At 71.3% G+C, this 21,935-nt stretch carries 20 protein-coding genes and 1 pseudogene; 13 read left to right on the top strand and 8 right to left on the bottom strand.

Annotated elements, in window-relative coordinates:
* Nucleotides 1-146 precede the first annotated feature (146 nt).
* Complete coding sequence (locus tag AQI94_RS38490) at nucleotides 147-1,871, top strand: LCP family protein (RefSeq protein WP_062230215.1); 1,725 nt, start codon at nucleotides 147-149, stop codon at nucleotides 1,869-1,871.
* Nucleotides 1,872-2,030: 159 nt separating this feature from the next.
* Nucleotides 2,031-3,572, top strand: coding sequence for an LCP family protein (locus tag AQI94_RS38485; RefSeq protein WP_031052638.1), 1,542 nt, complete (start codon nucleotides 2,031-2,033; stop codon nucleotides 3,570-3,572).
* 6 nt (nucleotides 3,573-3,578) lie between these two features.
* Here AQI94_RS38485 and AQI94_RS38480 read toward each other — a convergent pair whose 3' ends face one another.
* Nucleotides 3,579-4,607: a glycosyltransferase family 2 protein gene (locus AQI94_RS38480; protein WP_031052635.1), complete on the bottom strand. Its 1,029-nt coding sequence runs from the start codon at nucleotides 4,605-4,607 to the stop codon at nucleotides 3,579-3,581.
* A 132-nt stretch (nucleotides 4,608-4,739) separates the two neighbouring features.
* On the opposite strand from AQI94_RS38480, the gene AQI94_RS38475 reads away from it, so the two are divergent.
* Nucleotides 4,740-6,200, top strand: a complete 1,461-nt coding sequence (locus AQI94_RS38475; protein ID WP_079062579.1) for an LCP family protein — start codon at nucleotides 4,740-4,742, stop codon at nucleotides 6,198-6,200.
* 34 nt (nucleotides 6,201-6,234) lie between these two features.
* Here the strand turns inward: AQI94_RS38475 and AQI94_RS38470 are convergent, their stop codons facing one another.
* Complete coding sequence (locus AQI94_RS38470; RefSeq protein ID WP_031051015.1) at nucleotides 6,235-6,795, bottom strand: acyl-CoA thioesterase; 561 nt, start codon at nucleotides 6,793-6,795, stop codon at nucleotides 6,235-6,237.
* A gap of 118 nt (nucleotides 6,796-6,913) precedes the next feature.
* Here AQI94_RS38470 and AQI94_RS38465 point away from each other — a divergent pair, with 118 nt between their 5' ends.
* Nucleotides 6,914-8,230 (top strand): LCP family protein, encoded by a 1,317-nt coding sequence (locus AQI94_RS38465; protein ID WP_031051017.1) that lies wholly within the window; start codon nucleotides 6,914-6,916, stop codon nucleotides 8,228-8,230.
* 62 nt (nucleotides 8,231-8,292) lie between these two features.
* Here the strand turns inward: AQI94_RS38465 and AQI94_RS38460 are convergent, their stop codons facing one another.
* A complete protein-coding gene (locus AQI94_RS38460; RefSeq protein WP_031051019.1) occupies nucleotides 8,293-8,655 on the bottom strand; it encodes a four-helix bundle copper-binding protein in 363 nt (120 codons plus the stop codon).
* A gap of 177 nt (nucleotides 8,656-8,832) precedes the next feature.
* Complete coding sequence (locus AQI94_RS38455; protein WP_031051021.1) at nucleotides 8,833-9,990, bottom strand: acyl-CoA dehydrogenase family protein; 1,158 nt, start codon at nucleotides 9,988-9,990, stop codon at nucleotides 8,833-8,835.
* A gap of 178 nt (nucleotides 9,991-10,168) precedes the next feature.
* On the opposite strand from AQI94_RS38455, the gene AQI94_RS38450 reads away from it, so the two are divergent.
* The 6 genes from AQI94_RS38450 to AQI94_RS38425 all read left to right on the top strand — a co-directional run bounded on the left by AQI94_RS38450 (nucleotide 10,169) and on the right by AQI94_RS38425 (nucleotide 16,102).
* A complete protein-coding gene (locus tag AQI94_RS38450; protein WP_031051023.1) occupies nucleotides 10,169-11,512 on the top strand; it encodes a UDP-glucose dehydrogenase family protein in 1,344 nt (447 codons plus the stop codon).
* A 285-nt stretch (nucleotides 11,513-11,797) separates the two neighbouring features.
* Nucleotides 11,798-12,448 (top strand): hypothetical protein, encoded by a 651-nt coding sequence (locus AQI94_RS44865; RefSeq protein WP_062230213.1) that lies wholly within the window; start codon nucleotides 11,798-11,800, stop codon nucleotides 12,446-12,448.
* A complete protein-coding gene (locus AQI94_RS38440; protein ID WP_079062578.1) occupies nucleotides 12,445-13,764 on the top strand; it encodes a copper resistance CopC/CopD family protein in 1,320 nt (439 codons plus the stop codon). Before AQI94_RS44865 ends, AQI94_RS38440 begins: the two co-directional genes overlap by 4 nt.
* Before the next feature lie 42 nt (nucleotides 13,765-13,806).
* Nucleotides 13,807-14,829 (top strand): cupredoxin domain-containing protein, encoded by a 1,023-nt coding sequence (locus AQI94_RS38435; protein ID WP_031044092.1) that lies wholly within the window; start codon nucleotides 13,807-13,809, stop codon nucleotides 14,827-14,829.
* 119 nt (nucleotides 14,830-14,948) lie between these two features.
* Complete coding sequence (locus tag AQI94_RS38430; RefSeq protein ID WP_031044089.1) at nucleotides 14,949-15,407, top strand: YceI family protein; 459 nt, start codon at nucleotides 14,949-14,951, stop codon at nucleotides 15,405-15,407.
* The gene (locus tag AQI94_RS38425) at nucleotides 15,404-16,102 is read left to right on the top strand and encodes a cupredoxin domain-containing protein (RefSeq protein WP_031044086.1); all 699 of its coding nucleotides are present in this window, start codon (nucleotides 15,404-15,406) and stop codon (nucleotides 16,100-16,102) included. The genes AQI94_RS38430 and AQI94_RS38425 overlap by 4 nt, the downstream gene beginning before the upstream one ends.
* A gap of 36 nt (nucleotides 16,103-16,138) precedes the next feature.
* On the opposite strand, the gene AQI94_RS38420 is transcribed toward AQI94_RS38425, so the two are convergent.
* Nucleotides 16,139-16,648, bottom strand: coding sequence for a CGNR zinc finger domain-containing protein (locus AQI94_RS38420; RefSeq protein WP_031044084.1), 510 nt, complete (start codon nucleotides 16,646-16,648; stop codon nucleotides 16,139-16,141).
* A 116-nt stretch (nucleotides 16,649-16,764) separates the two neighbouring features.
* Between AQI94_RS38420 and AQI94_RS38415 the strand changes: the two genes are divergently transcribed.
* Nucleotides 16,765-17,124 (top strand): VOC family protein, encoded by a 360-nt coding sequence (locus AQI94_RS38415; protein WP_031044081.1) that lies wholly within the window; start codon nucleotides 16,765-16,767, stop codon nucleotides 17,122-17,124.
* Nucleotides 17,125-17,150: 26 nt separating this feature from the next.
* Entirely contained in the window at nucleotides 17,151-17,534 is a 384-nt protein-coding gene (locus tag AQI94_RS38410; RefSeq protein ID WP_031044079.1) for a VOC family protein, read from the top strand.
* A 202-nt stretch (nucleotides 17,535-17,736) separates the two neighbouring features.
* On the opposite strand, the gene AQI94_RS38405 is transcribed toward AQI94_RS38410, so the two are convergent.
* From AQI94_RS38405 to purE, 3 genes are all read right to left on the bottom strand, one after another.
* Entirely contained in the window at nucleotides 17,737-18,849 is a 1,113-nt protein-coding gene (locus AQI94_RS38405; protein WP_031044077.1) for a dipeptidase, read from the bottom strand.
* Between the two features lie 152 nt (nucleotides 18,850-19,001).
* Nucleotides 19,002-20,189: a dipeptidase gene (locus tag AQI94_RS38400; RefSeq protein ID WP_031044075.1), complete on the bottom strand. Its 1,188-nt coding sequence runs from the start codon at nucleotides 20,187-20,189 to the stop codon at nucleotides 19,002-19,004.
* Nucleotides 20,186-20,683, bottom strand: a complete 498-nt coding sequence (gene purE / locus AQI94_RS38395; RefSeq protein ID WP_031044073.1) for a 5-(carboxyamino)imidazole ribonucleotide mutase — start codon at nucleotides 20,681-20,683, stop codon at nucleotides 20,186-20,188. Before purE ends, AQI94_RS38400 begins: the two co-directional genes overlap by 4 nt.
* Before the next feature lie 179 nt (nucleotides 20,684-20,862).
* Between purE and AQI94_RS38390 the strand changes: the two are divergent.
* Nucleotides 20,863-21,919 (top strand): annotated as a pseudogene (locus AQI94_RS38390) (RNA-guided endonuclease InsQ/TnpB family protein).
* Nucleotides 21,920-21,935 lie beyond the last annotated feature (16 nt).

Below are 21,935 nucleotides of genomic sequence, written 5' to 3'. Positions count from 1 at the left end.
CCGGCGCCGAACGCAGGGGGCCGGGCGTACGTACCTGCTTACAGAATCGGCACGGGAACAACTCACGTCGCTCAAGGCCCGACCGGGCGGATAGTGTGAGCGATCCAGCGATCGCCGCGTGGCCCTGACGGAGGATTCGGACAACCGTGGACGCACAAGGCCGTGGGCGGGCGGACAACGTCGACCCCGCAGACCAGTGGGTGCTCAATCCGAACACCGGTGAGTACGAACTGCGACTGACCCCTTCCGCACCGCAGTCGGCCGTCCCCGGTCCGCGTGGCGCCGCACCGAGCGGGGCGGGAGCACCGCGGGGCCGTACGGCCACGCCCGTGGCCCCCGGCCGGGACGTCCCGCCGCCGCGCAGGCGCCGGGGCGCACCGCCCGAGGAGCCGCTGCCGGGGCGGCGCGGACGCCGGCCCGGCAAGCAGAAGTCCTCGGCGAAGAAGGCGCTGCTGTGGACCGGCGGCACGATGGCCTTCGTGCTGGTCGCCGGCGCGGCGACGGGCTACTTCTACCTCAAGCACCTCGAAGGCAACGTCGGCACGACCGACGTCGGCGACGCCGCCGCGAGCAACTTCAGCAAGGACGAGGCCTTCAACATCCTCATCATCGGCACCGACAAGCGCACCGGTGAGGGCAACGAGGGCTACGGCGACGCGGGCAGCGTGGGCCACGCCGACACCAACATCCTGCTGCACGTCTCCAAGGACCGCACGAACGCCACCGCGCTGAGCATCCCGCGCGACCTCATCGTGGACGTGCCGGACTGCGAGACGAACAAGGAGGACGGCACCAAGGACATCGTCGCGGGCACGGAGGACGTCCGGTTCAACACCAGCCTCGGCCAGGGCGGACGGGACGCGGGCTGCACGATGCGCACGGTCGACACGGCCATCGGGATAAAGCCCGACCACTTCGTGATGGCCGACTTCAACGCGGTGAAGACCCTGACCTCGGCGGTGGGCGGGGTCGAGGTCTGTGTGGAGAAGGCCGTCAAGGACAAGCAGTCCAAACTCGACCTGCCCGCCGGCACGTCGACGGTGGAGGGTGAGCAGGCCCTCGCCTTCGTGCGCACCCGGCACGCCTTCGGCAACCAGGGCGACCTGGACCGGATCAAGGTGCAGCAGCAGTTCCTGGGTTCGCTGATGCGCAAGATGACCTCGGGCGACACCCTCACCAACCCCGCCAAGCTGCTGAAGCTGGCGGAGGCCGCCACCAACGCGCTGACGGTGGACCAGGCGATCGGCAAGGTCGGCACGCTCAAGGACATCGCCCTGGAGCTGAAGAAGGTGCCGACGAAGAACATCAGCTTCATGACGGTCCCGGTCAAGGACAACCCGGCCGAACCGACCCCGGTGACCGTGGTCGTCGACCAGTCGAGGGCTCCGCAGGTCGTCGACGCCATCAACAACGACGTCTCGTTCACCGAGGTCAAGGCGCAGCAGAAGAAGGAGGCGGCCGCGGTCGCGGCCCGGCTCAAGGGCACCAAGTCGGCCGCGTCCGACGTGCGGGTGCGCATCCTCAACGGCGGCGCGGCCGCGGGCAGCGCCCAGCAGCAGCTGGCCTACCTCCAGACCGAGGCGGGCGTGACCAAGTCCGACAACGCGGGCAACGCCGAGGCGGCACTGGCGAGGACGACCCTGGAGTACGACCCCGACCAGGCGGACCAGGCGCGCCGGCTGGCGGACATCATGGGCCTGTCCGGAGCGGCGCTGAAGCCGGGCAAGAGCGTCACCAACGCCCAGGGGCTGCCGGCCATGACCCTGACCCTCGGCAAGGACTTCAAGGGCGCGGGCGTGAAGCTGAACTCCGCGACCGTCACGCCGGACGTGGACAAGTCCACCGCGGACAAGGCGCAGTGCGCGAGCTGAGGTCCACGGGGGACCGCGAGCCGGCCCCCAGGTCTCGCACAGGTTCGTAGGGCAACCTCACGGGCCCGTCGTATGTCTAAGACGTGCGGCGGGCCCGTGGCATGGCCATGGTCCGGTGGGGTGGGTGGGAGGACGGGAACGTTGACAACGCAATACAGCGTGCAGGAAGCCGCGCCGGCGACCGAGGGGGACGGCGGCCACGGCAGCCGCAGGGCACCGCGCAAGCACCGCTTGCTCAGATGGTCGTCGGCGACGCTCGCGGTGCTGATACTCGCGGTGGCCGGGACCGGCTACCTCTACTACCGGCACCTGAACTCCAACATCGAGCAGGACGACCTGAACCTGGGCGACAACAAGGTCGCCGAACCGACGCCGAACGCCGCGGGCCAGACCCCGCTGAACATCCTGCTGATCGGCTCCGACGCCCGGGACAGCAAGGAGAACCAGGAACTCGGCGGCGCCAAGGAGACCTTCGGCTCCACTCCGCTCGCCGATGTGCAGATGCTGCTGCACCTGTCCGCCGACCGCAGCAACCTCTCGGTCGTCAGCATGCCGCGCGACACCCTGGTGAAGATCCCCAAGTGCACCGACCCGGACGACGGCAAGGTGTACGCGGCGAGCAACGGGCGGGTGATGGCCAACCAGAGCCTCGGCCACGGCGGCCCGGGCTGCACGGTGGCCACCTGGCAGGAGCTCACCGGCATCCACATCGACCACTTCATGATGGTCGACTTCTCGGGCGTGGTGTCCATGGCCGACGCCATCGGCGGGGTGCCGGTCTGCGTGGACGCCAACATCCTCTCGCGGGACAGCCAGGGGCACGGCTCCGGCCTGAAGCTGAAGAAGGGCACCACCTCCGTCAGGGGCGAGCAGGCCCTGCAGTGGCTGCGCACCCGCTACGGCTTCGAGGACGGCAGCGACCTCGCCCGCGCCAAGGCCCAGCACATGTACATGAACTCGATGGTCCGTGAGCTGCGTGCCAACGCCACCCTCAGCAGCCCGAACAAGCTGCGCAGGCTCGCCGAGCAGGCCACGAAGGCCGTCACCGTCGACACCGGGCTCGGCACCGTGAAGAAGCTCTACGACCTCAGCAACGAGCTGCGCGGGGTCCAGCCGGACCGCATCACCATGACGACCATGCCGAACCGGTACGTCGGCGCGCGGGTGGAGCCCACCGAGGACGCCGAGCAGCTCTTCCGGCTGGTGCGCGAGGACATCGCGCTGGACGGCAAGGACGCGAAGAAGGCGACCGCCGAGAAGGCGGACGACGCCTCCGCCGACCCGGCCGCCGCGAAGGACGAGATCGGGGTCCTGGTCCAGAACGGCACCCGCACCGACAGCCTGGCCGCGGCGCGCGGCCGCGCGAGCACGGTGGCCGCACTCCTGGTGGACAAGGGCTACACCAAGGCGGTCTCGGACCGGTCGGCGTCCCTGAGCGAGGCGAAGACCCTCGTGCGCTATCCGAGCGCCGAGCTGGAGGGTGACGCCCAGGCGGTCGCCAAGTCCCTCGGGATTCCCCTGAGTTCGGTGAAGAAGTCCACCGAGGTCTCCGGGGTCACGCTCGTCGTGGGCGCGGACTGGCGCGAGGGTACGACGTACCAGGCGGCCAAGGAGGACAACACCACCCCGAAGACGGCAGAGGCCCTCAACGGGGCGGACGAGTCGGCCTGCATGCACGTGAACCCGGGGTTCACGTGGTGACGCGGCTCACACCTTGTTCAGCACCGCGGGCCGCCGCGAGGCGATGACGCGCCTGGCCAGCGAGCGCGGGCTGGTCAGGAAGCCGTACCCCCAGCACATGTGCATGGTCGCGAGGGCCACGGGGATCCGGAGCCGTGCCTTCAGCGGCAGCCCCTTGCCCGCGGGCAGCGAGCCGAGGACGATCGCCGCGAGGTAGGCGCCGGGGATCACGAAGCCGAGCGGGGTCAGCGCGGCGCCGACCACGATCCCGGCCGCGATCGCGCACACCGCGGTCGGCGGGGCAAGGTAGCGCAGGTTGATGGAGCCCTCGTGGTAGCGAGCGACGACGTGCCGCCAGCGGCCGTAGTCCTTGTACTGCTTGGCGAGGGCCTTCACCGACGGCCTGGGGCGGTACGACACCCTCAGCTCGGGCGAGAACCAGATCAGCCCGCCCGCCTCGCGGATCCGGAAGTTGAGCTCCCAGTCCTGGGCGCGGATGAACTCCTCGTTGTAGCCGCCCTGTTGCTCCAGGGCCTCGCGCCGGAACACCCCGAGGTACACGGTCTCGGCGGCCTGGGCCGCGCCGCCCGTGTGGAAGGCCGCGTTGCCGACACCGATCTTCGAGGTCATCGCGGCGGCGACCGCGTGCTCCCAGTCGTTCTCGCCCTCGGCGTGCATGATGCCGCCGACGTTCTGCGCGCCGGTCTCCTCCAGGAGCCGTACGGCGGTCGCGATGTAGTTCGGCGAGAGCATGCCGTGCCCGTCGACGCGGACGACGATCGGGTGGCGGGAGGCCTTGATCGCGGCGTTGAGGGCGGCGGGGGTGCGGCCGGTGGGGTTCGGCACGGTGTGGACGCGGGAGTCCTCCGCTACGAGCTGGGCCGCGATCTCGTCCGTGCGGTCCGTGGACGGACCGAGGGCGATCACGACCTCCATCTCGCCGGCGTACTCCTGCGCGAGGATCGCTTGGACGGCTCCGCGCAGATGCCGCTCCTCGTTGAGGACGGGCATGATCACAGACACGGCGGGGAGCTGCACGTCGGGCTTGGCGTTCATAGGGGGCTCACGTTACCGCGAACGGGGGACACCATCGCGCCCCGCCCGGGGCGGTGCCGGTCGTCGCAGATCGTATGGGCCTACGGTGCTCAAGATCCCTCGTTCGGCTGTTCCTCGCGGAGGTGTCCCCCCATGCCCGTCACGCCGCCCCGGCCCTCCGCGGCCCGCCCTCGTCCCCCGCAGCGCCGGCCCGCCCGGCCCCCCGTACGACGCAAGCGGCCCCGCTGGGCCATGCGGGCGGCGACCACGCTGTCCGTCGTCGTGCTCGCGTCCGCCGGGATCGGGCACGCGGTGATGACGAGCCTCGACGCGGACATCGCGCGCGTGGACCCCTTCAAGGACATGAAGAACCGGCCGCGCGCCGGACACGGCATGAACGTGCTGCTGGTCGGCACCGACGGCCGCGACCGGATCACCGAGGCGGAGCGGCAGAAGTACCGGCTGGGCGGGGCGCCCTGCCACTGCACCGACACGATCATGATCGTGCACATCTCGGAGGACCGGGAGCGGGCGAGCGTGGTGAGCCTGCCGCGTGACTCGTACGCGATGACGCCCCCGCATGCCGACCGGACCACGGGTGAGGAGCACCACGGGCACCCCATCAAGATCAACGCGGCGTACGCGGAGGGCGGGCCCCAGCTGACGGTCCGGACCGTCGAGAACATGACCCACGTGAAGATCGACCACTACCTGGAGGTCGACTTCACCAGCTTCATGAAGACGGTGGACGTCCTCGGCGGGGTCGAGATCTGCAACGCCGACCCGCTGAAGGACACGTACACCGGCCTCGACCTGGCGGCCGGCCGGCACCGGCTGCTGGGCGGGCAGGCGCTCCAGTACGTCCGCTCCCGGCACGCCGACGGCTCCTCCGACCTCGGCCGGATGAAGCGGCAGCAGCGTTTCCTCGCGGCGCTGATCGAGCGGGCCACGTCGTCCGGTGTGCTGTTGAACCCGATGAGGTTCCGCGACGTGGCCCGGGCCGTCCTCGGCTCCGTGCGGGCCGACAAGGGCTTCGGCACGGACGAACTGCTCGACCTGGGCCGGGCGATGCGCAACTTCTCCCCCTCCTCCTCGGAGTTCACGACCGTGCCGATCGGGCAGATGGGATACGCCGTCAAGGGCGTGGGCTCGACCCTGAAGTGGGACGCCGTGAAGTCGGCGCGGCTGTTCAGGGCCCTGCGCGAGGACCAGCCGCTGGCCGCGCACAAGCCGCAGGGCAAGGCGCTGCTGGTCCCGGTGTCCCCGCAGCAGATCCGCGTCCAGGTGGAAAACGGCACGGCGACGGGCGGACTCGGCAAGCGGGTGGACGCGGCCCTGGCGTCGACGGGATTCCGCACGACGGGGATCCCGGCGAACTCGGCCGACCGCACCCTGAAGCGCACGGTCATCGCCTACGACCCCCGCTGGGACCGCTCCGCCCGCTCCCTGGCGGCGGCCCTGCCCGGGAGCGAGCTGCGGGCGGTGAAGGGCCAGGGCGCGGTGCTGAAGGTGCTGGCGGGCGCGGACTTCGAGCGGGTACGGAAGGTACGCGCCGAGGACGAGCTGCAGGGGGAGTCCGGGGTGGTCACCGGGGACGAGGTGGGGTGCGTGTAGGTGGGGAAGGGGCGCGGGGAAGCCGGTCTCCGGCTCAGTCCTCGAAGCCCTCCGCCGCCCGCTTCTCGCGCAGTTCCATGATCGCCCGGCGTCGTGCGAGGCGGTGGGTGCGGCGGATCTGGGCCTCCTGGTAGCGCCGCTCGTCCCGTTCCGTCTCCGGGAGCACCGGAGGGACCCGGCGGGGCTTGCCGTCGGCGTCGACCGCGGCGAAGACGAGGTAGGCGGAGCCGACCTGGGTGGCGGGCGTGGACTCGTTCCACCGCTCCGCGAGCACCCGCACACCGACCTCCATCGAGGTCCGGCCGGTCCAGTTGACCTGGGCCTTCACATGGACGAGGTCACCCACCCGGACCGGCTCCAGGAACGCCATCTCGTCCATGGAGGCGGTGACCGCGGGCCCGCCGCTGTGCCGTCCGGCCACCGCGCCCGCCGCGTCGTCCACCAGCTTCATGATCACGCCACCGTGCACGGTACCGAGAAGGTTGGTGTCGGCCTGGGTCATGATGTGGCTCAGCGTGGTGCGGGACGCCGAGGTGGGCTTGCCCGGGATCTCCGGAGTTCCCGGCTCGGCGGCGGTGGTGACCTGGTCTGTCATGGCCCCCACCCTATGCCTGATGACAATTCGGGAATTTGTGTCAGCTTCGCAACAGCGCTGCCCTGATTTTCCGACGACCCTTGTATAGGGCACAGCAGGTACCTGCACACTGGGGCCCATGAACGATTGGCCCGAGGGATGGTCCGGCGACAACCCCGCCGACCGGTACGGACGCGGCAGCGCGAGCGCACAGCCCGAGAGCGCCCGCGTCATGCGGCAGGTCCGCCGCGGACAGGGGGCGCCCGGGCAGGGGGCGTACGGCCGCCAGGGCCCGTCCGCGCCGCCGTACGGCAACGGTGTGCCCCAGCAGCCGTCGTACATCGACGGCCGGGGTCACGGCGGCGACTACGACGGGTACGACAGCGGCTACAACACGGGGCAGGTCTACGGCAGCCCCGGCGGCGGTGGCCCCGGCGATCCCGGCGACCCGGGCGGCGGCCGCGGTCCGCGGCCCGCCCCGAACTGGCGCAAGCGGATCAAGTGGACCGCGATCGTGGTGATCACCGGGCTGGTCGTGACGACCGTCGGGACCTACTTCTGGGCCGACTCCAAGCTCAACCGCGAGGTCGACCTGTCCAAGGTGATCGACCGGCCGGAGCAGGGCGACGGCACCAACTACCTGATCGTCGGCTCCGACAGCCGCGCCGGGCTCTCCTCCGAGCAGAAGAAGCAGCTGCACACCGGCTCCGCCGAGGGCAAGCGCACCGACTCGATGATGATCCTGCACACCGGCAGCAGCGGCGACACGCTGATCTCGCTGCCGCGTGACTCGGACGTGGAGATCCCGACCTTCGTGGGCTCCGAGTCCGGCAAGACCTACAAGGGCACGGGCCGGCACGTGAAGCTGAACGCCGCCTACGCCGAGGACGGCCCCGAGCTGTTGGTGCGCACGGTGGAGTTCAACACCGGGCTGAGGATCGACCACTACGTCGAGATCGGCTTCGCGGGCTTCGCGAGCATCGTGGACGCGGTCGGCGGGGTCGAGATCGACATCGACAAGGGGTTCAAGGACAAGTACTCCGGCGCCGACTTCAAGACGGGCAAGCAGACGCTCAACGGCGACCAGGCGCTCGCCTTCGTCCGCACCCGGCACGCGTTCGCCGCGTCCGACCTGCAGCGCACCAAGAACCAGCAGAAGTTCCTCGCGGCCCTCGCCCACCAGGTGGCCACGCCCGGCACCGTCCTGAACCCCTTCAAGCTCTACCCGACGCTCGGCGCCGGCCTCGACTCGCTCATCGTCGACAAGGACATGGGCCTGTACGACCTGGGCTCCATGTTCTTCGCGATGAAGGGCGTCAACGGCGGCGACGGCACCTCGCTGAACATGCCGATCTCCGGGTCCAGCGGAGGAAACCTCGTCTGGAACAAGGCGAAGGTGAAGCAGCTGGTGCAGGAGCTGAACAACGACGAGAAGGTCACGGTCACGGGCAACTGAAAGGGCCGCCCGTGGCCGAGGACGCCTGTCGGGCACCCCCGGCCACGCTGGGGCGGGGAGCGTCACATCGCCATACCCGCCATCGCCCGGCAGGTCTCCGCGCAGCGGCGACACGCCTGCGCACAGCGCATCATCTGGGGGTCGTCCGGCATCGCCGTACACGCCTCGGCGCACATCTCGCACGCCTTGGCGCACATCGCGCACATCTCCGCCGACAGGGGGGAGCGGCGCATCATCATGTCCGCGCACATGCGGGTCATGTCGGCGCAGTCGATGAGCGCGCGCATGATCTGCATCTGGGCCTGGCCGCCCTTCTGCATGCAGGAGCTCATGGTCTCCTCGCACACGCTGTGGCACTCCATGCACGCCGCCACGCAGTCCTGCATCTCCTGGCTCATCGCGGACATGCTCTCGGCCTGGGTCATGGCTCCTCCTGGGGGACGCGGGAGCCCGGGCGGGCCCCGTGCCCTTCCGTCCTACGCCCCTCCCCCGCCGGGCGCCATCGGGCGGACGCGAACAATCCACCCCGAAACACCCCACCCGCGATACGGCAAAAGCCCCCGGAACTCCTCCGGGGGCTTGTGTCGTACCGCTCGGACCGGCTACGGCAGGTTGCGCGCCATCACGATCCGCTGGACCTGGTTCGTGCCCTCGTAGATCTGCGTGATCTTCGCGTCCCGCATCATGCGCTCGACCGGGTAGTCACGGGTGTAGCCGTACCCGCCGAGGAGCTGGACCGCGTCGGTGGTGACCTCCATGGCCACGTCCGAGGCGAAGCACTTGGCGGCGGCACCCTGGAAGGTGAGGTCCTTGTCGAGGCGCTCCGAGGCGGCCGCGGCCTGGTAGGTCAGGGCGCGGGCGGCGGAGATCTTCATGGCCATGTCGGCGAGCATGAACTGGATGCCCTGGAAGTCGGCGATGGCCTTGCCGAACTGCTTGCGCTCCTGGACGTAGCCCTTGGCGTAGTCGAAGGCGCCCTGGGCGACACCGAGCGCCTGGGCGGCGATGGTGATGCGGGTGTGGTCCAGGGTCTTCATCGCGGTGGCGAAGCCGGTGCCCTCCTCGCCGATCATGCGGTCGGCGGGGATGCGGACGTTGTCGAAGTAGACCTCGCGGGTCGGGGAGCCCTTGATGCCGAGCTTCTTCTCGGGGGCGCCGAAGGAGACGCCCTCGTCGGACTTCTCGACGACGAACGCCGAGATGCCCTTGGAGCGCTGCGAGGGGTCGGTGACGGCCATCACCGTGTAGTACTCGGACTCGCCGGCGTTGGTGATCCAGCGCTTGACGCCGTTGAGGATCCAGTGGTCGCCGTCGCGGACCGCCTTGGTCTTCATGCCGGCCGCGTCGGAACCGGCGTCCGGCTCGGAGAGGGCGTAGGAGAACATCGCCTCGCCCTTGGCGAGCGGGGTCATGTACTTCTTCTTCAGCTCGTCCGAGCCGGAGAGGATCACCGGGAGCGAGCCCAGCTTGTTCACGGCGGGGATGAGGGAGGAGCTCACACAGACGCGCGCGACCTCCTCGATGACGATCACCGTGGCGAGCGCGTCGGCGCCCGCGCCGCCGTACTCCTCGGGGACGTGCACGGCGTGCAGGTCGTTGGCCACCAGCGCGTCCAGCGCCTCACGCGGGAAACGGGCCTCCTCGTCGACCGCGGCGGCGTAGGGCGCGATCTTCGCCTCCGCCAGCGAGCGGATGGCGTCCCGGAGCATGTCGTGCTCCTCGGACGGGCGGTACAGGTCGAAGTCAGCCGTTCCGGCCAAGGTCTCTCACGCTCCAAGGACGCTGTGATGCCTGTGCTAATTACCGTTAAGTAACTCAAATTTTAGAGCCCGTCCCACGCGAGTGATACGTGAGCTTGGCGACAGCGGGAAAACTGCCCGTCAGCGCCTCCGACTATGCTCGGGCGCGCACTGGCCCGTCCCCCTTTCTGGAGTCTCCATGGCCCTCAAGATCACCGTGATCGGCACCGGCTACCTCGGCGCCACCCACGCCGCGGCCATGGCCGAGCTCGGTTTCGAGGTGCTGGGGCTCGACGTGGTGCCCGAGAAGATCGAGATGCTCCAGCGGGGCGAGGTCCCGATGTACGAGCCGGGCCTGGAGGACCTGCTGCGCAGGCATGTCGCCGGGATCGAGGGCTCCACCGGCCGGCTCCGCTTCACGATGGACTTCGCCGAGGCGGGCGCCTTCGGTGACGTGCACTTCGTCTGCGTGAACACCCCGCAGCGGCACGGCGAGTACGCCTGCGACATGTCGTACGTCGACTCGGCGATCGCCTCTCTCGCGCCGCACCTGAGCGGCCCGGCCCTCGTCGTCGGCAAGTCGACCGTGCCCGTGGGCTCCGCCGACCGGCTGGCCCGCTACCTGGCCGACCACTCCCCCGCGGGCGCGGAGGCCGAGCTGGCCTGGAACCCGGAGTTCCTGCGCGAGGGCTTCGCGGTGGACGACACGCTGCACCCGGACCGGATCGTCGTCGGCGTGCGCAGCGAGCGCGCGGAGAAGCTGCTGCGCGAGGTGTACGCGACCCCGCTCGGCGAGGGCACGCCGTTCGTGGTGACGGACTTCCCGACCGCCGAGCTGGTGAAGACGTCCGCGAACTCCTTCCTGGCCACGAAGATCTCCTTCATCAACGCGATGGCGGAGATGTGCGAGGCCTCCGGCGGCGATGTCGCGCGGCTCGCCGAGGCCATCGGGTACGACGACCGGATCGGGAAGAAGTTCCTGCGGGCCGGGATCGGCTTCGGCGGCGGCTGTCTGCCGAAGGACATCCGCGCCTTCATGGCCCGCGCGGGTGAGCTCGGTGCCGACCAGGCGCTGACCTTCCTGCGCGAGATCGACTCGATCAACATGCGCCAGCGCGGCCAGATGGTGGAGCTGGCCCGGCAGATACTGGGCGGCGGGCCGTTCCTCGGCAAGCGCGTCGCGGTGCTCGGCGCCACCTTCAAGCCCGACTCCGACGACGTCCGCGACTCCCCCGCGCTGAACGTCGCCGGGCAGATACACCTCCAGGGCGGCCAGGTCACGGTCTACGACCCGAAGGGCATGGACAACGCCCGCCGCCTCTTCCCCACCCTCGGCTACGCCGACACCGCCGTGGACGCGGTGCGGGGCGCGGACGTCGTCCTGCACCTCACCGAGTGGCGCGAGTTCCGCGAACTGGACCCGGCGGCCCTCGGCGAGGTGGCGGCTGCGAAGGTCGTCCTGGACGGCCGCAACGCCCTGGACCCGGCGCTGTGGCGCAAGGCCGGCTGGACCTACCGGGCGATGGGACGGCCCACCGCCTGACCCCGGAGACAGCTCGTACAGGGCCCCGGCGCGTTCCAGCGCCGGGGCCCTGTCGTGCACCGACCTGGCATATGCCCACCCTCCCCGGAATCCTCAACACGAGTTCGATTTGCATTCGAGCACAGTGCGGAATCCACCGTTCTCACAGCCCACACCCACGCGATGGAGAGGTAGGCAACCACCGGTTAACCAATGCGTAGTGATGCGGAATCCGCCCTCCACTCCACTGTTCGTCATCGGCCGCGTTCCACGGCCGGATTGAGCTGAGCATGTCAGGAGTGAGTCATGCCCTTGTTCCGCAGGGCGCCGGGTGTCCCTCCGCGTGACCACCGCGACGAACTGGTCGCCGGGGCGCTCGTCGGCACCGTGGTGATCGTGCTGGGCTACGCGTCGGGCATCGGCGCCCCCGCCTCCGGCGCGGCCGAGGCCGCTCCCCCGGTCACCCCGCCCGCGGCCGAGGCACCGGTGACGACCTCCCCGGGGTCCGGCCAAGGTCCCGCCGGATCGGGGGAGTTGCCGTCGTACGGCGGAGCCGGCGGGGGCATCGGATACGGCGGCGGGTACGGCACCGGCGGCGGGGGCGTGGTGACGGGTACCGTCCCCGTCGGCTCCGGTGGCGGCCAGGGCGGCGGGCACGCCGGGCACGGGACCACGCCGGTCCCGGGCACCGGCTCCACCCCACCCGCGCCCACCACCCCCACGCCCACGCCCTCCCCCTCGGGCACGGACAGCTGCGCGGACGGCGAGGTCAAGCTCGTCCAGCCGCTGCTCGTCGGGGTCACCGACTCCGTCCTCGGCCTCCTGGACGGCCCGGCGGCGACCCCCTCCCCCTCGCCGACCGCCTCCCCCTGCGTCGGTCTCGCTCCCGCTGCCGGTCTCCTCGGCGGCGTCCTCGCGCCCGCCTCCGCCTCCCCGCAGCCGGAGGCGACCCCGTGAGGACCCTGCGCCGGACCCTGCTCCTCCTCGCCGCCCTGCTCGCCGCCCTGTTCGGCGCCGTCCAACCCGCCTCCGCCCACACCGGGTTGGTGAGTTCCTCCCCCAAGGACGGGGCCGACCTGGCGAAGGCCCCCGACCGGCTCACCCTCACCTTCGACGAGGCCGTGGACCTGGCCGACGTACGGGTGCTGACGGTGGACGGCGACCGGCTGCCGGTGTCGGGCACGGCGAAGAAGAGTGTCGTGCGGGTCGCTCTCAACAGCCCCGCGGACGGGAGGTTCGCCGTCGTCTGGTCCGTCGTGGACGAGGAGGACGGGCACGCCTCCTCCGGCCGGATCGCCTTCACCGCCGGCACGGCCGCCACCAGGGCCGACGGCGACGAGTCCCCGGCTGCCGCTCCCGCACCGTCCCCCTCGGTGCGCAAGGGCCTCGTCGCCGTCCGCTGGGCCGGATACCTCGCGCTGGCCCTGTTCGTCGGCGGGCTCGCGTTCGTCGCGCTGCTGTGGCCGGGCGGCACCCACGAGCCGCGGGCCCGGGCGCTGCTCGGGCTCGCCTGGACGGGCGGGCTGCTGGCGACCGTGGCGGCCGTCGGGCTCCAGGGCGCCTACACCTCCTTCGGCGGGCTGCGGGACGCGCTGCGCCCGGCGACCTTCGCGGACGTCCTGGCCACCGAACCCGGCATCGTGCTCGCCGCACGGGGGCTGATGTGGGTGCTCGCGGCCGTGGTGCTCAGCGCCCTGCTCCAGGGCGGCGCGGCCACCTCCCGCTCGCCGGGCTGGCGGGTGGGCGCCCTCGCGGTGACCTTCGGGCTGCTGCGCACGACCGGCATGACGGGCCACAACTCCGAGGGCAGCGAGCCCACGTGGGGTGCCGTCGCCGACTTCGTGCACCTGCTCGGCGCCGCGCTGTGGATCGGCGGGCTCGCCATGCTCGCGCTGGCCGTGCTGCCGCGCCGCCGGGCCGGGGAGCTGGCGCGGGTCGTGCCGGGCTACTCGAAGCTCGCGGCCGTGAGCGTGACGGGCATCGTCGGCGCCGGGCTGGTGCTCGCCTGGCAGGTGGTGGGGTCGTACGGCGCCCTGCTGCACACCTCCTACGGGCATCTGCTGCTCGTCAAGACAGCCGTCCTCGGGGGCGTCCTGGTGGCCGCGTACGCGAGCCGCCAGTGGGTGCGCACCCGCCTCGATCTCGCCGTGCTGCTGCGCGGCGACGCCGCCACCGTGCGGCCCTTCGGTTACTCGGTCGCGGTCGAGACGGGGCTGGTCCTCGTCGTCCTCGCCGTGACGAGTCTGCTGGTCACGGCCGATCCCGGCCGCTGAACTCCATGGGAAACAACTCCCTGGGAATCAATAGGAGTTGAAGTGAAAAGAAGCGATGAGACCGGCGAGCGGCGGCTGGAGCCGCCGACGGCCAAGGCCGGCAGGTCCGGGGGCCGGTCCCTGCTGTTCGTGGGGCTCGGCGCGGCACTCGCGGCCGTGCTCAGTCTCGGACTGCTGAACGCGGCCTCGGGTACGACGAGTTCCTCGCAGCAGACCGCGGGCGCGGCTCAGGCGCCCGCTGCCGCCGCTGCCGAGGTTCAGCCCGCGGCGGCCGCCGAGCCGGACTACCAGGTCGACATCATGAGCTACAAGTTCGGCGACGGTAAGCAGCTCGTCGTCGAGGCCGGCCAGACCGTCCGGTGGACCAACCACGACAGCGCGCCGCACACGGTGACCACGACCAAGGCCCCGGTGGCCTTCGACTCGGGGACGCTGAAGCAGGGCCAGTCGTGGTCGTACACCTTCACCAAGGTGGGGACGTACGAGTACTACTGCGCGGTGCACCCGGACATGGTGTCGTCCGTGAAGGTCGTCGCCGCGTCGGGCGGCGGCGGTGGCGGTACGACGCCCACGCCCACCCCGACCGCGACGCCGACCGGCACGCCCACGGCCACGCCGACGCCCACCCCCACCGCGACGCCGCCCACCGGTACGCCCACCGCGACCCCGACGGCCACGCCGACCTCCGGTGGTGGCTCCGGCTCCGGCGAGCAGTGCGCCAGCATCGACAACGAGCTGCTGCCGATCCTCCAGCACCTCTACGCGGCGCACCTGGAGGAGTCGCCGGGCCAGCAGGTACAGGACGCGCTGGCGCTCGACTCGTACCTGAAGATGCACACGGTGTGGATCGAGTCCATCCTCAAGCCGGCCGTCAGCGACGGGGGTTCGGTGGCCGACGACACCCTCACCGTGCTGCTCCAGCACATCTACTCGGCACACCTGGAGGAATCGCTCGGACAGCAGGTCACCGACCTGCTCGACGTCGACGGCTACGTGAAGATGCACACCGTGTGGGCCGGGCACATGCTCAAGCCCACCACGGACTTCCTCACCGCCAGCTGCTGACGCGTCCCGCGCAAGGGTGGACGCCGCTCCGGCCGGGGCTCAGCCGGCCGGAGCGGCGTCCACGCCCCATTCTCCACACCCCCACCACATTTCGGGAACCGCTTTCCAAGGAGTTCGGGATGACAACCGTCACCCTGCCCACCGTTCCACCGCCCCGGCGCCACACCGTGGCCCCCGGCCGCTCCCTCACCGAACTCACCGCCTGGTACGGACCGTTGCCGCTGCGACGCCGGCGGATACCGCTCGCCGAGGCGTCCATGGAGATCTCCCCGGACGCCGAGCAGCCCGCGTTCCGCTTCGCGTTCGACGACCGTGAGCTGCGGGCCGTCCTCACCTCCGAGCGGGTCGACGCCGTGCCCGGCGACCGGCTCCAGCTCACCGGCGACCTCGACCTGAACGGCGTCGCCTTCCCCGTCCTGCTGCGGCTGCGCGTGGTCGAGCGCGACGAGGACCGGCTGCTCGTCGTGGGCGCGGCCAGGCTGCCGTACCGGCTGCTGCGCCGGGCCACCGGGTTCCGGCTGCCGTGGCGGATTCCGGCCACGCGCCTCAGGCTGCTCGTCGCGGCGGAGTTCGCATGAGGGGGGTGCTGCGGGCCGCGGCGGTGCTCGCGCTGCTCGTCGTCGGGATGCTGCCGTACGGTCACCGGGCGTCGGCGGCGACATTCCAGGTGGCGATGAAGGGGTACGCGTTCTCACCGGCGTCTTTGAGTGTGCCCGCCGGGTCCACGGTGACGTGGACCAACTACGACACGGCACCCCACGACGTGAAGACCACCTCCGGTCCGCTCGCGATCCACTCCCCCATGCTGAACAAGGGCCAGAGCTGGAGCTTCACCTTCACCACGGCCGGCGCCTACGGCTACGTCTGCACGGTCCACCCGGACATGACGGCGGGCATCACGGTCCGGGCGGCGGCTCCGGCGCCGACCCCGGCGGCACCGACGCGGCACGAGCACACGCAGCCGTCGACGAGTCAGCAGCGGCACTCGACGATGCCGGGCATGACGAGCGGCCGCAGCCCCGCGGCGACCCGTGCCGGCTCGTCGCCCTCACCCACGGCGTCCCAGGCGGCCGTACCGCGGACGACGCCGTCGCCGTCGGCCTCGCAGGCGGCACAGCCGGCCGTGACCCAGACGGCCGCGGCCACGGCCCGGCCGCTGGATCCGCTGCTGGTCCTGGCCGGTCTGGTCGCGGGGGTCGCGGTGCTGTGCCTGCTCCTGGTGGGGTCCCGGGCGGCCGCGACCGCCCCGCGTGGAGGTGAGGAGAGTGCGTGAGCGGGTGCGGCGCCGTAGTGGCCGCACCCGCACCCGCTAGGACGGCGCCTTCCCCCGGTACCTGCGCATCTTCGCCCGTGCGCCGCACACCTGCATGGAGCACCAGCGCCCCCGGCCCGCCGGGCTGCGGTCGTAGTACGCCCAGTGGCAGTCCGCCGCCTCGCAGGCCTTCAGCCGCGTCCAGGTGCCGGCGATCAGGGACTCCGCGACGGCGGCGGCGACCCGGGAGAGGAGCGGGCGGGCGTCGGCGGGGGCCAGGGCGGCCGAGCCGTCCGACCCGGCCACCGTCAGCACCAGCGGGGCCGCCGCCAGCAACTCCCCCAGCGGCGTCACCGTGCGGTGCGGCGGGTGTCCCGCGTGGGCCAGCAGCGCGACCCGCAGCGCCTCCCGCAGCTCGCGCGCCTGCGCGAGCTGGCCCGCGGTGATCCCGAAGCGCGCCCGCCCCTCCGCCGTGTCCAGCGCATCGGCACCCGACTCCAGGTCCACCGTGTTGACCAGGGACTGGACCAGGGCCAGCCCCCCGGGCGCCGGCGATCGCTCACTCATGGCTGCACGCTACCTAGCTAGGGAATTGCCTTGCGACGTTACCTCCGATGCGGGAGCATGCGGTAACCGTTACTGGTTACCCGCTCTTACAGGTAACCCCGCTTCAAGGAGGAAGCATGGCCGTCGCCGAACTCGGAGTCGTCGTACTGGACTGTCCGGACCCGCGCGCGCTCGCCGATTTCTACGCCGGTGTCCTCGGCGGCACCGTCGAGGGCGAGGGGGACTGGGTGGACCTGCGGACCCCCGGCGGACCGTCGCTGGCCTTCCAGGCCGCCCCCGGATTCGTACCGCCGAAGTGGCCCGCCCCCGACGCCTCGCAGCAGTTCCACCTGGACCTGACGGTCCCGGACCTGGACGCGGCCGAGAAGGAGGTGCTGGCGCTCGGGGCGAGGCCGCTGGACACCGAGGACCGCTCCCGCACCTTCCGTGTGTACGCGGACCCGGCGGGGCACCCGTTCTGCCTCTGCGCCTGCTGAACCCCCGGTCGAACCAGGAGGACCTCGTGACTGTCGCCCGTTTCCGCTCCGTCGTGATCGACTGCCCCGACCCCCGCGCGCTCGCCCGCTTCTACGCCGGGATCGTGGGCGGCACCCCGGAGGACGACGACCCCGACTGGGTGGTCCTGCGCGTCCCGGCCGGCCCCCGGCTGGCCTTCCAGAGCGCGCCGGGGCTGACCCCGCCCGAGTGGCCGCGGGCGGACCGCAACTCCCAGCAGTTCCACCTCGACTTCGACGGCGGGACCACGTGGGAGGAGATCGACGCGGCCGAGGCCAAGGTGCTGGAGCTGGGCGCGCGGCTGCTGCACGCCGAGGACAAAGAGGACTTCCGGGTCTACGCGGATCCGGCGGGGCACCCCTTCTGCCTGTGCCGGATCGACCCGGTGTAGCACCGGCCGTCGGCCGGCCACCGACTCCGACCGGCGCCCGTGCCGGACCGGTCCCGTACGACGTCGCCCGGCCATCCGCCCGGCCGGGCGATCTCGCCGCCGCAGGACCGGCCCCGCACCGCGTCATCGCCCTCCGCCCGGCCCGGCCCTCACGCGTCGCCGCCGGATCGACCCGGTGCAGCTCCGCCGGCCGCCGGCCCGGCTATCCGTCGAGCTCGGCGATCTTGGCCGTGGAGGGCGGGCGCCGCTGCTGGGCCGCCTTCGCGGTGAAGTCGGACTCGCGCAGCAGCCGCTGGACATTGCCCCAGGTCAGCAGCGCGAGGCCGGCCTCGTCCCAGCCCCGGCGCAGCAGCTCGGCGACGAGGTGCGGGTAGCAGGAGGCGTCGCCGAGCTCCTGCGGGTGGGCGGTGCCGGCGTCGTAGGTGCCGGACAGGCCCACGCACTCGGCGCCCGCGACCGCGCGCACATGGTCGAGGTGGTCGGCGACGTCCCGGACCGTCGGGCCGGTCTGCTCGGCGGTCAGCGGCACCATGCACAGGCCCTTGGCGGCGCCCAGCTCGGCGAGCAGGTCGTCGGGGAGGTTGGCCGGGTGGGGGCGCAGGGCGCGGGCGGCGGAGCGGCTGAAGAGCACCGGCGCCTTGGACACGGCCAGGGTCCGCCGGACGGTGGCGTCGGAGGCGCCGGAGAGGTCGGCGAGGACTCCGAGCCGGTTCATCTCGCGCAGCACCTCCTCGCCGAACCGGGTGAGCCCCGCCGCGCTCGCCCAGGACACCCCGGACAGGGTGAGGGCGCGCAGACCGAGGGCGTGCAGGGAGCGCAGGATGCCGAGCGAGTCGCCGAGGGCGGCGGCGCCCGCGGGCCCGAGCAGGACGGCGGCGCGGCCGCAGTTGCGGGCGTCGGTGGTCTGTCCCGCCGTGCGGGCCAGGCGCAGGCCCTCCGGGTGGTTGCGTACGACGGTCTTCACCAGGTCGAGCTGTTCCAGGGTGGCACCGACGGCCCGGTCCCCGTCCAGCCCCTCGGGCAGGTGCAGCGACCACATCAGGGCGCCCACGTGCCCCTCCCTGAGCCTCGGCACATCCGTGTCCACCGCGCTCTCACCGACCTCCAGATCGAACCAGGGCAGGTGCCTCAGGGCCCAGGGCAGCCCGCTGTAACCGTCGGCGACGGGGTGCGCCGCGAGAAGGGCACGGGCACGCTCCAGCAGGTCGGCGTCCGGGTCGGAGCCGGAGGCGCACAGCTCCGGCACGGCCCCGAGGAGCTGGGGCAGCCCTCCCACCTCGGCCGGGGGGTGCAGTTCGTCCTGGAGATCTGCCATGACGGGCTCCGTACGTCGTGATCTTTCTGATCGCCGTACGGTCACCGTCGCACGGAGCGCGGAGGGCTTCCTGGTGGGCGGGGCGTTCGGGGGTACGGCGGTTCGGGTGCCGTGCCCCGCCCCGCCCACCAGGTCGAAGGCGCCCCGGGCGGTCAGCCGTCGAGCTCGGAGAGGGTCGCGTTGGACGGTCCTCGCGTCGACCGGACGTCCCTCGCCACGTCCTCCGCCGCGCCCAGCACGCGTACCGCGTTCTGCCAGGTCAGCTTGGCGAGGTCGGGGCGGGACCAGCCGCGGTCCAGGAGCTCGGCGATGAGGTTCGGGTAGCCGGAGACGTCGTTCAGGCCGTCAGGGGTGAAGGCCGTGCCGTCGTAGTCGCCGCCGATGCCGATGTGGTCCACGCCGGCCACCTCGCGCATGTGGTCCAGATGGTCGGCGACGGTGGAGACCGTGGCGACCGGGCGCGGGGTGCGCTCCTCGAAGGCGCGGTGCACCTTCATCGCCTCGGGGGTGGTCGCGAGGTGGTGGAAGCCGTGCTCGCGCATGTTCTCGTCGGCGGCGGCCGTCCAGTCGACGGCGGCCTGGAGGACGAACTTAGGCACGAAGGTCACCATCGCCATGCCCCCGTTGGACGGCAGGCGCTCCAGCACGTCGTCCGGGACGTTGCGCGGGTGGTCGCACACCGCCCGCGCGGAGGAGTGGGAGAAGATCACCGGCGCCAGCGAGGCGTCGAGCGCGTCCCGCATGGTCGTCGCCGCCACGTGCGAGAGGTCCACGAGCATGCCCTCGCGGTTCATCTCCCGGACCACCGCGCGGCCGAAGGCCGACAGGCCCCCCACGCCGGGCTCGTCCGTCGCCGAGTCCGCCCAGTCCACGTTGTCGTTGTGGGTGAGGGTCATGTAGCGCACGCCGAGCGCGTACAACGCGCGGAGCGTGGCGAGGGAGTTGGCGATCGAGTGGCCGCCCTCGGCCCCCATGAGCGAGGCGATACGGCCTTCCGCGCGCGCCGCCTCCATGTCCGCGGCGGTCCGCGCGGCCCGCAGCGCGGACGGGTACCGCGCGATCAACTGCCGTACGCAGTCGATCTGTTCCAGCGTCGCCGGCACCGCGTCGGGCAGATCCGAGCGGACGTACACCGACCAGTACTGCGCGCCGACGCCGCCGGCCCGCAGCCGGGCCAGGTCGGTGTGCAGGTGGGCCGACTGGTCGGTGGCGATGTCACGGGCGTCGAGGTCGTAGCGGACCTGTTCGCGCAGCGCCCAGGGCAGGTCGTTGTGGCCGTCGACGACCGGGAACTCGCGCAGGAGTTCCCGGGCCGTCGCCGACGAGTCCTCGGCGGTCACTTGCCGAAGCCGAAGCCGTTGGAGCCCTCGACCTTGGCCCGAAGGCGCTTGCCCTTCTCGGTGGCCTGGTCGTTGAGCTCCTGCTGGAACTCCCGCATCCGGCCGAGGAGTTCCTCGTCGTGCGCGGCGAGGATACGGGCCGCGAGCAGACCGGCGTTGCGGGCGCCGCCGACGGAGACGGTCGCGACCGGGACGCCGGCCGGCATCTGCACGATCGACAGCAACGAGTCCATGCCGTCGAGGTACTTCAGCGGGACCGGGACACCGATCACCGGGAGGGGGGTGACGGAGGCGAGCATGCCCGGGAGGTGGGCGGCTCCTCCGGCCCCCGCGATGATCGCCTTCAGGCCCCGCTCGGCCGCCTGCTCGCCGTACGCGATCATCTCGTGCGGCATGCGGTGCGCGGAGACGACGTCGACCTCGTACTCGATCTCGAACTCGTCGAGGGCCTGGGCGGCGGCCTCCATGACGGGCCAGTCGCTGTCCGACCCCATGACGATGCCTACAACGGGGCTCATCTCATTCTCCTTGCATACCTGCTCGGCCTCGGCCGATTGGTTCGGGTGGCTGCCCGGCTCACATGTGACAGCAGTTCGTCCGGGCCGTCGTACAACAGGATTCTCAGCCCGCCAGACAGGCTTACATCGGAAACGCTAGCGTGCGAGACGTGGGGATCAACTGCGCCAAGTGCGTAAAGCGGGCTTTCAAGTACCGCTTCTATCCGACTGCGGATCAGGCAGCAGAGCTGCTGCGGACTTTCGGCTGCGTGCGCAAGGTCTACAACATGGCGCTCGATGCCCGGTCCAGGGCCTGGACTCTGGAGCACCGCAGGATCTCCTACGTGGAGACATCGGCGATGCTCACGGAGTGGAAGAAGACCGAAGAGCACGGCTTTCTGACACAAGTCTCCTCCGTGCCGTTGCAGCAGTCGTTGCGGCATCTGCAGAGCGCGTACTCGGCTTTCTTCGACAAACGGGCCCGCTATCCGCGCTTCAAGTCGAAGAAGAGGTCGAAGGCGTCTGCCGAGTACACACGCTCGGCGTTCCGCTTCCGCGACGGGGAACTCACGCTGGCCAAGATGGGTGAGCCGTTGGCCATCGTGTGGTCGCGCCCTCTTCCGGAAGGAACCGAACCGTCCACGGCCACCATCTCTAGGGACAGGGCAGGGCGTTGGTTCGTCAGCCTGCTCGTGGAAGGCAGCGTCGATCCGGGACCGAGCACAGAGACGGCGGTGGGGCTCGACGCCGGACTCACCACCCTGCTCACCCTCTCCACCGGGGAGAAGATCACCAATCCAAGGTTTGAGCGGAGGGACCGAGCCCGCCTCGGCAAAGCCCAGCAAGAACTCGAGGATCTGACCGTCCGCGCTTTGCTCGGCAATCGCACTCTGGCCCGTGCGATATCCGATGCCTCGTGGACGGAGTTGCGCTCCCTGCTGGAGTACAAATGCGCCTGATACGGGCGTGAACTGATTGCGGTCGACCGTTTCTTCCCGTCGAGCAAGACCTGCTCCGCGTGTGGCCTGATCCGCGACGAACTGCCCTTGAACGTCCGCCGATGGACATGCGAGGGCTGCGGCACCCAGCACGACCGGGACCACAACGCCGCAAAGATTATTTTGGCCGCCGGGCTGGCGGTGTCGGCCTGTGGAGCCGGTGTAAGACCCCAACGGAGTTCCTCCGGGCGGGCAATCGGCGATGAAGCAGGAAACGTCATGGCGCGAACCATGACAAGCCCCTCCCTTGC

This window comes from Streptomyces pseudovenezuelae, assembly GCF_001513955.1.
Taxonomy (GTDB): Bacteria; Actinomycetota; Actinomycetes; order Streptomycetales; family Streptomycetaceae; genus Streptomyces; species Streptomyces pseudovenezuelae.
The sequence above is the reverse complement of the archived record's forward strand: the minus strand, read 5'-3'. Positions and strand labels throughout refer to the sequence as shown.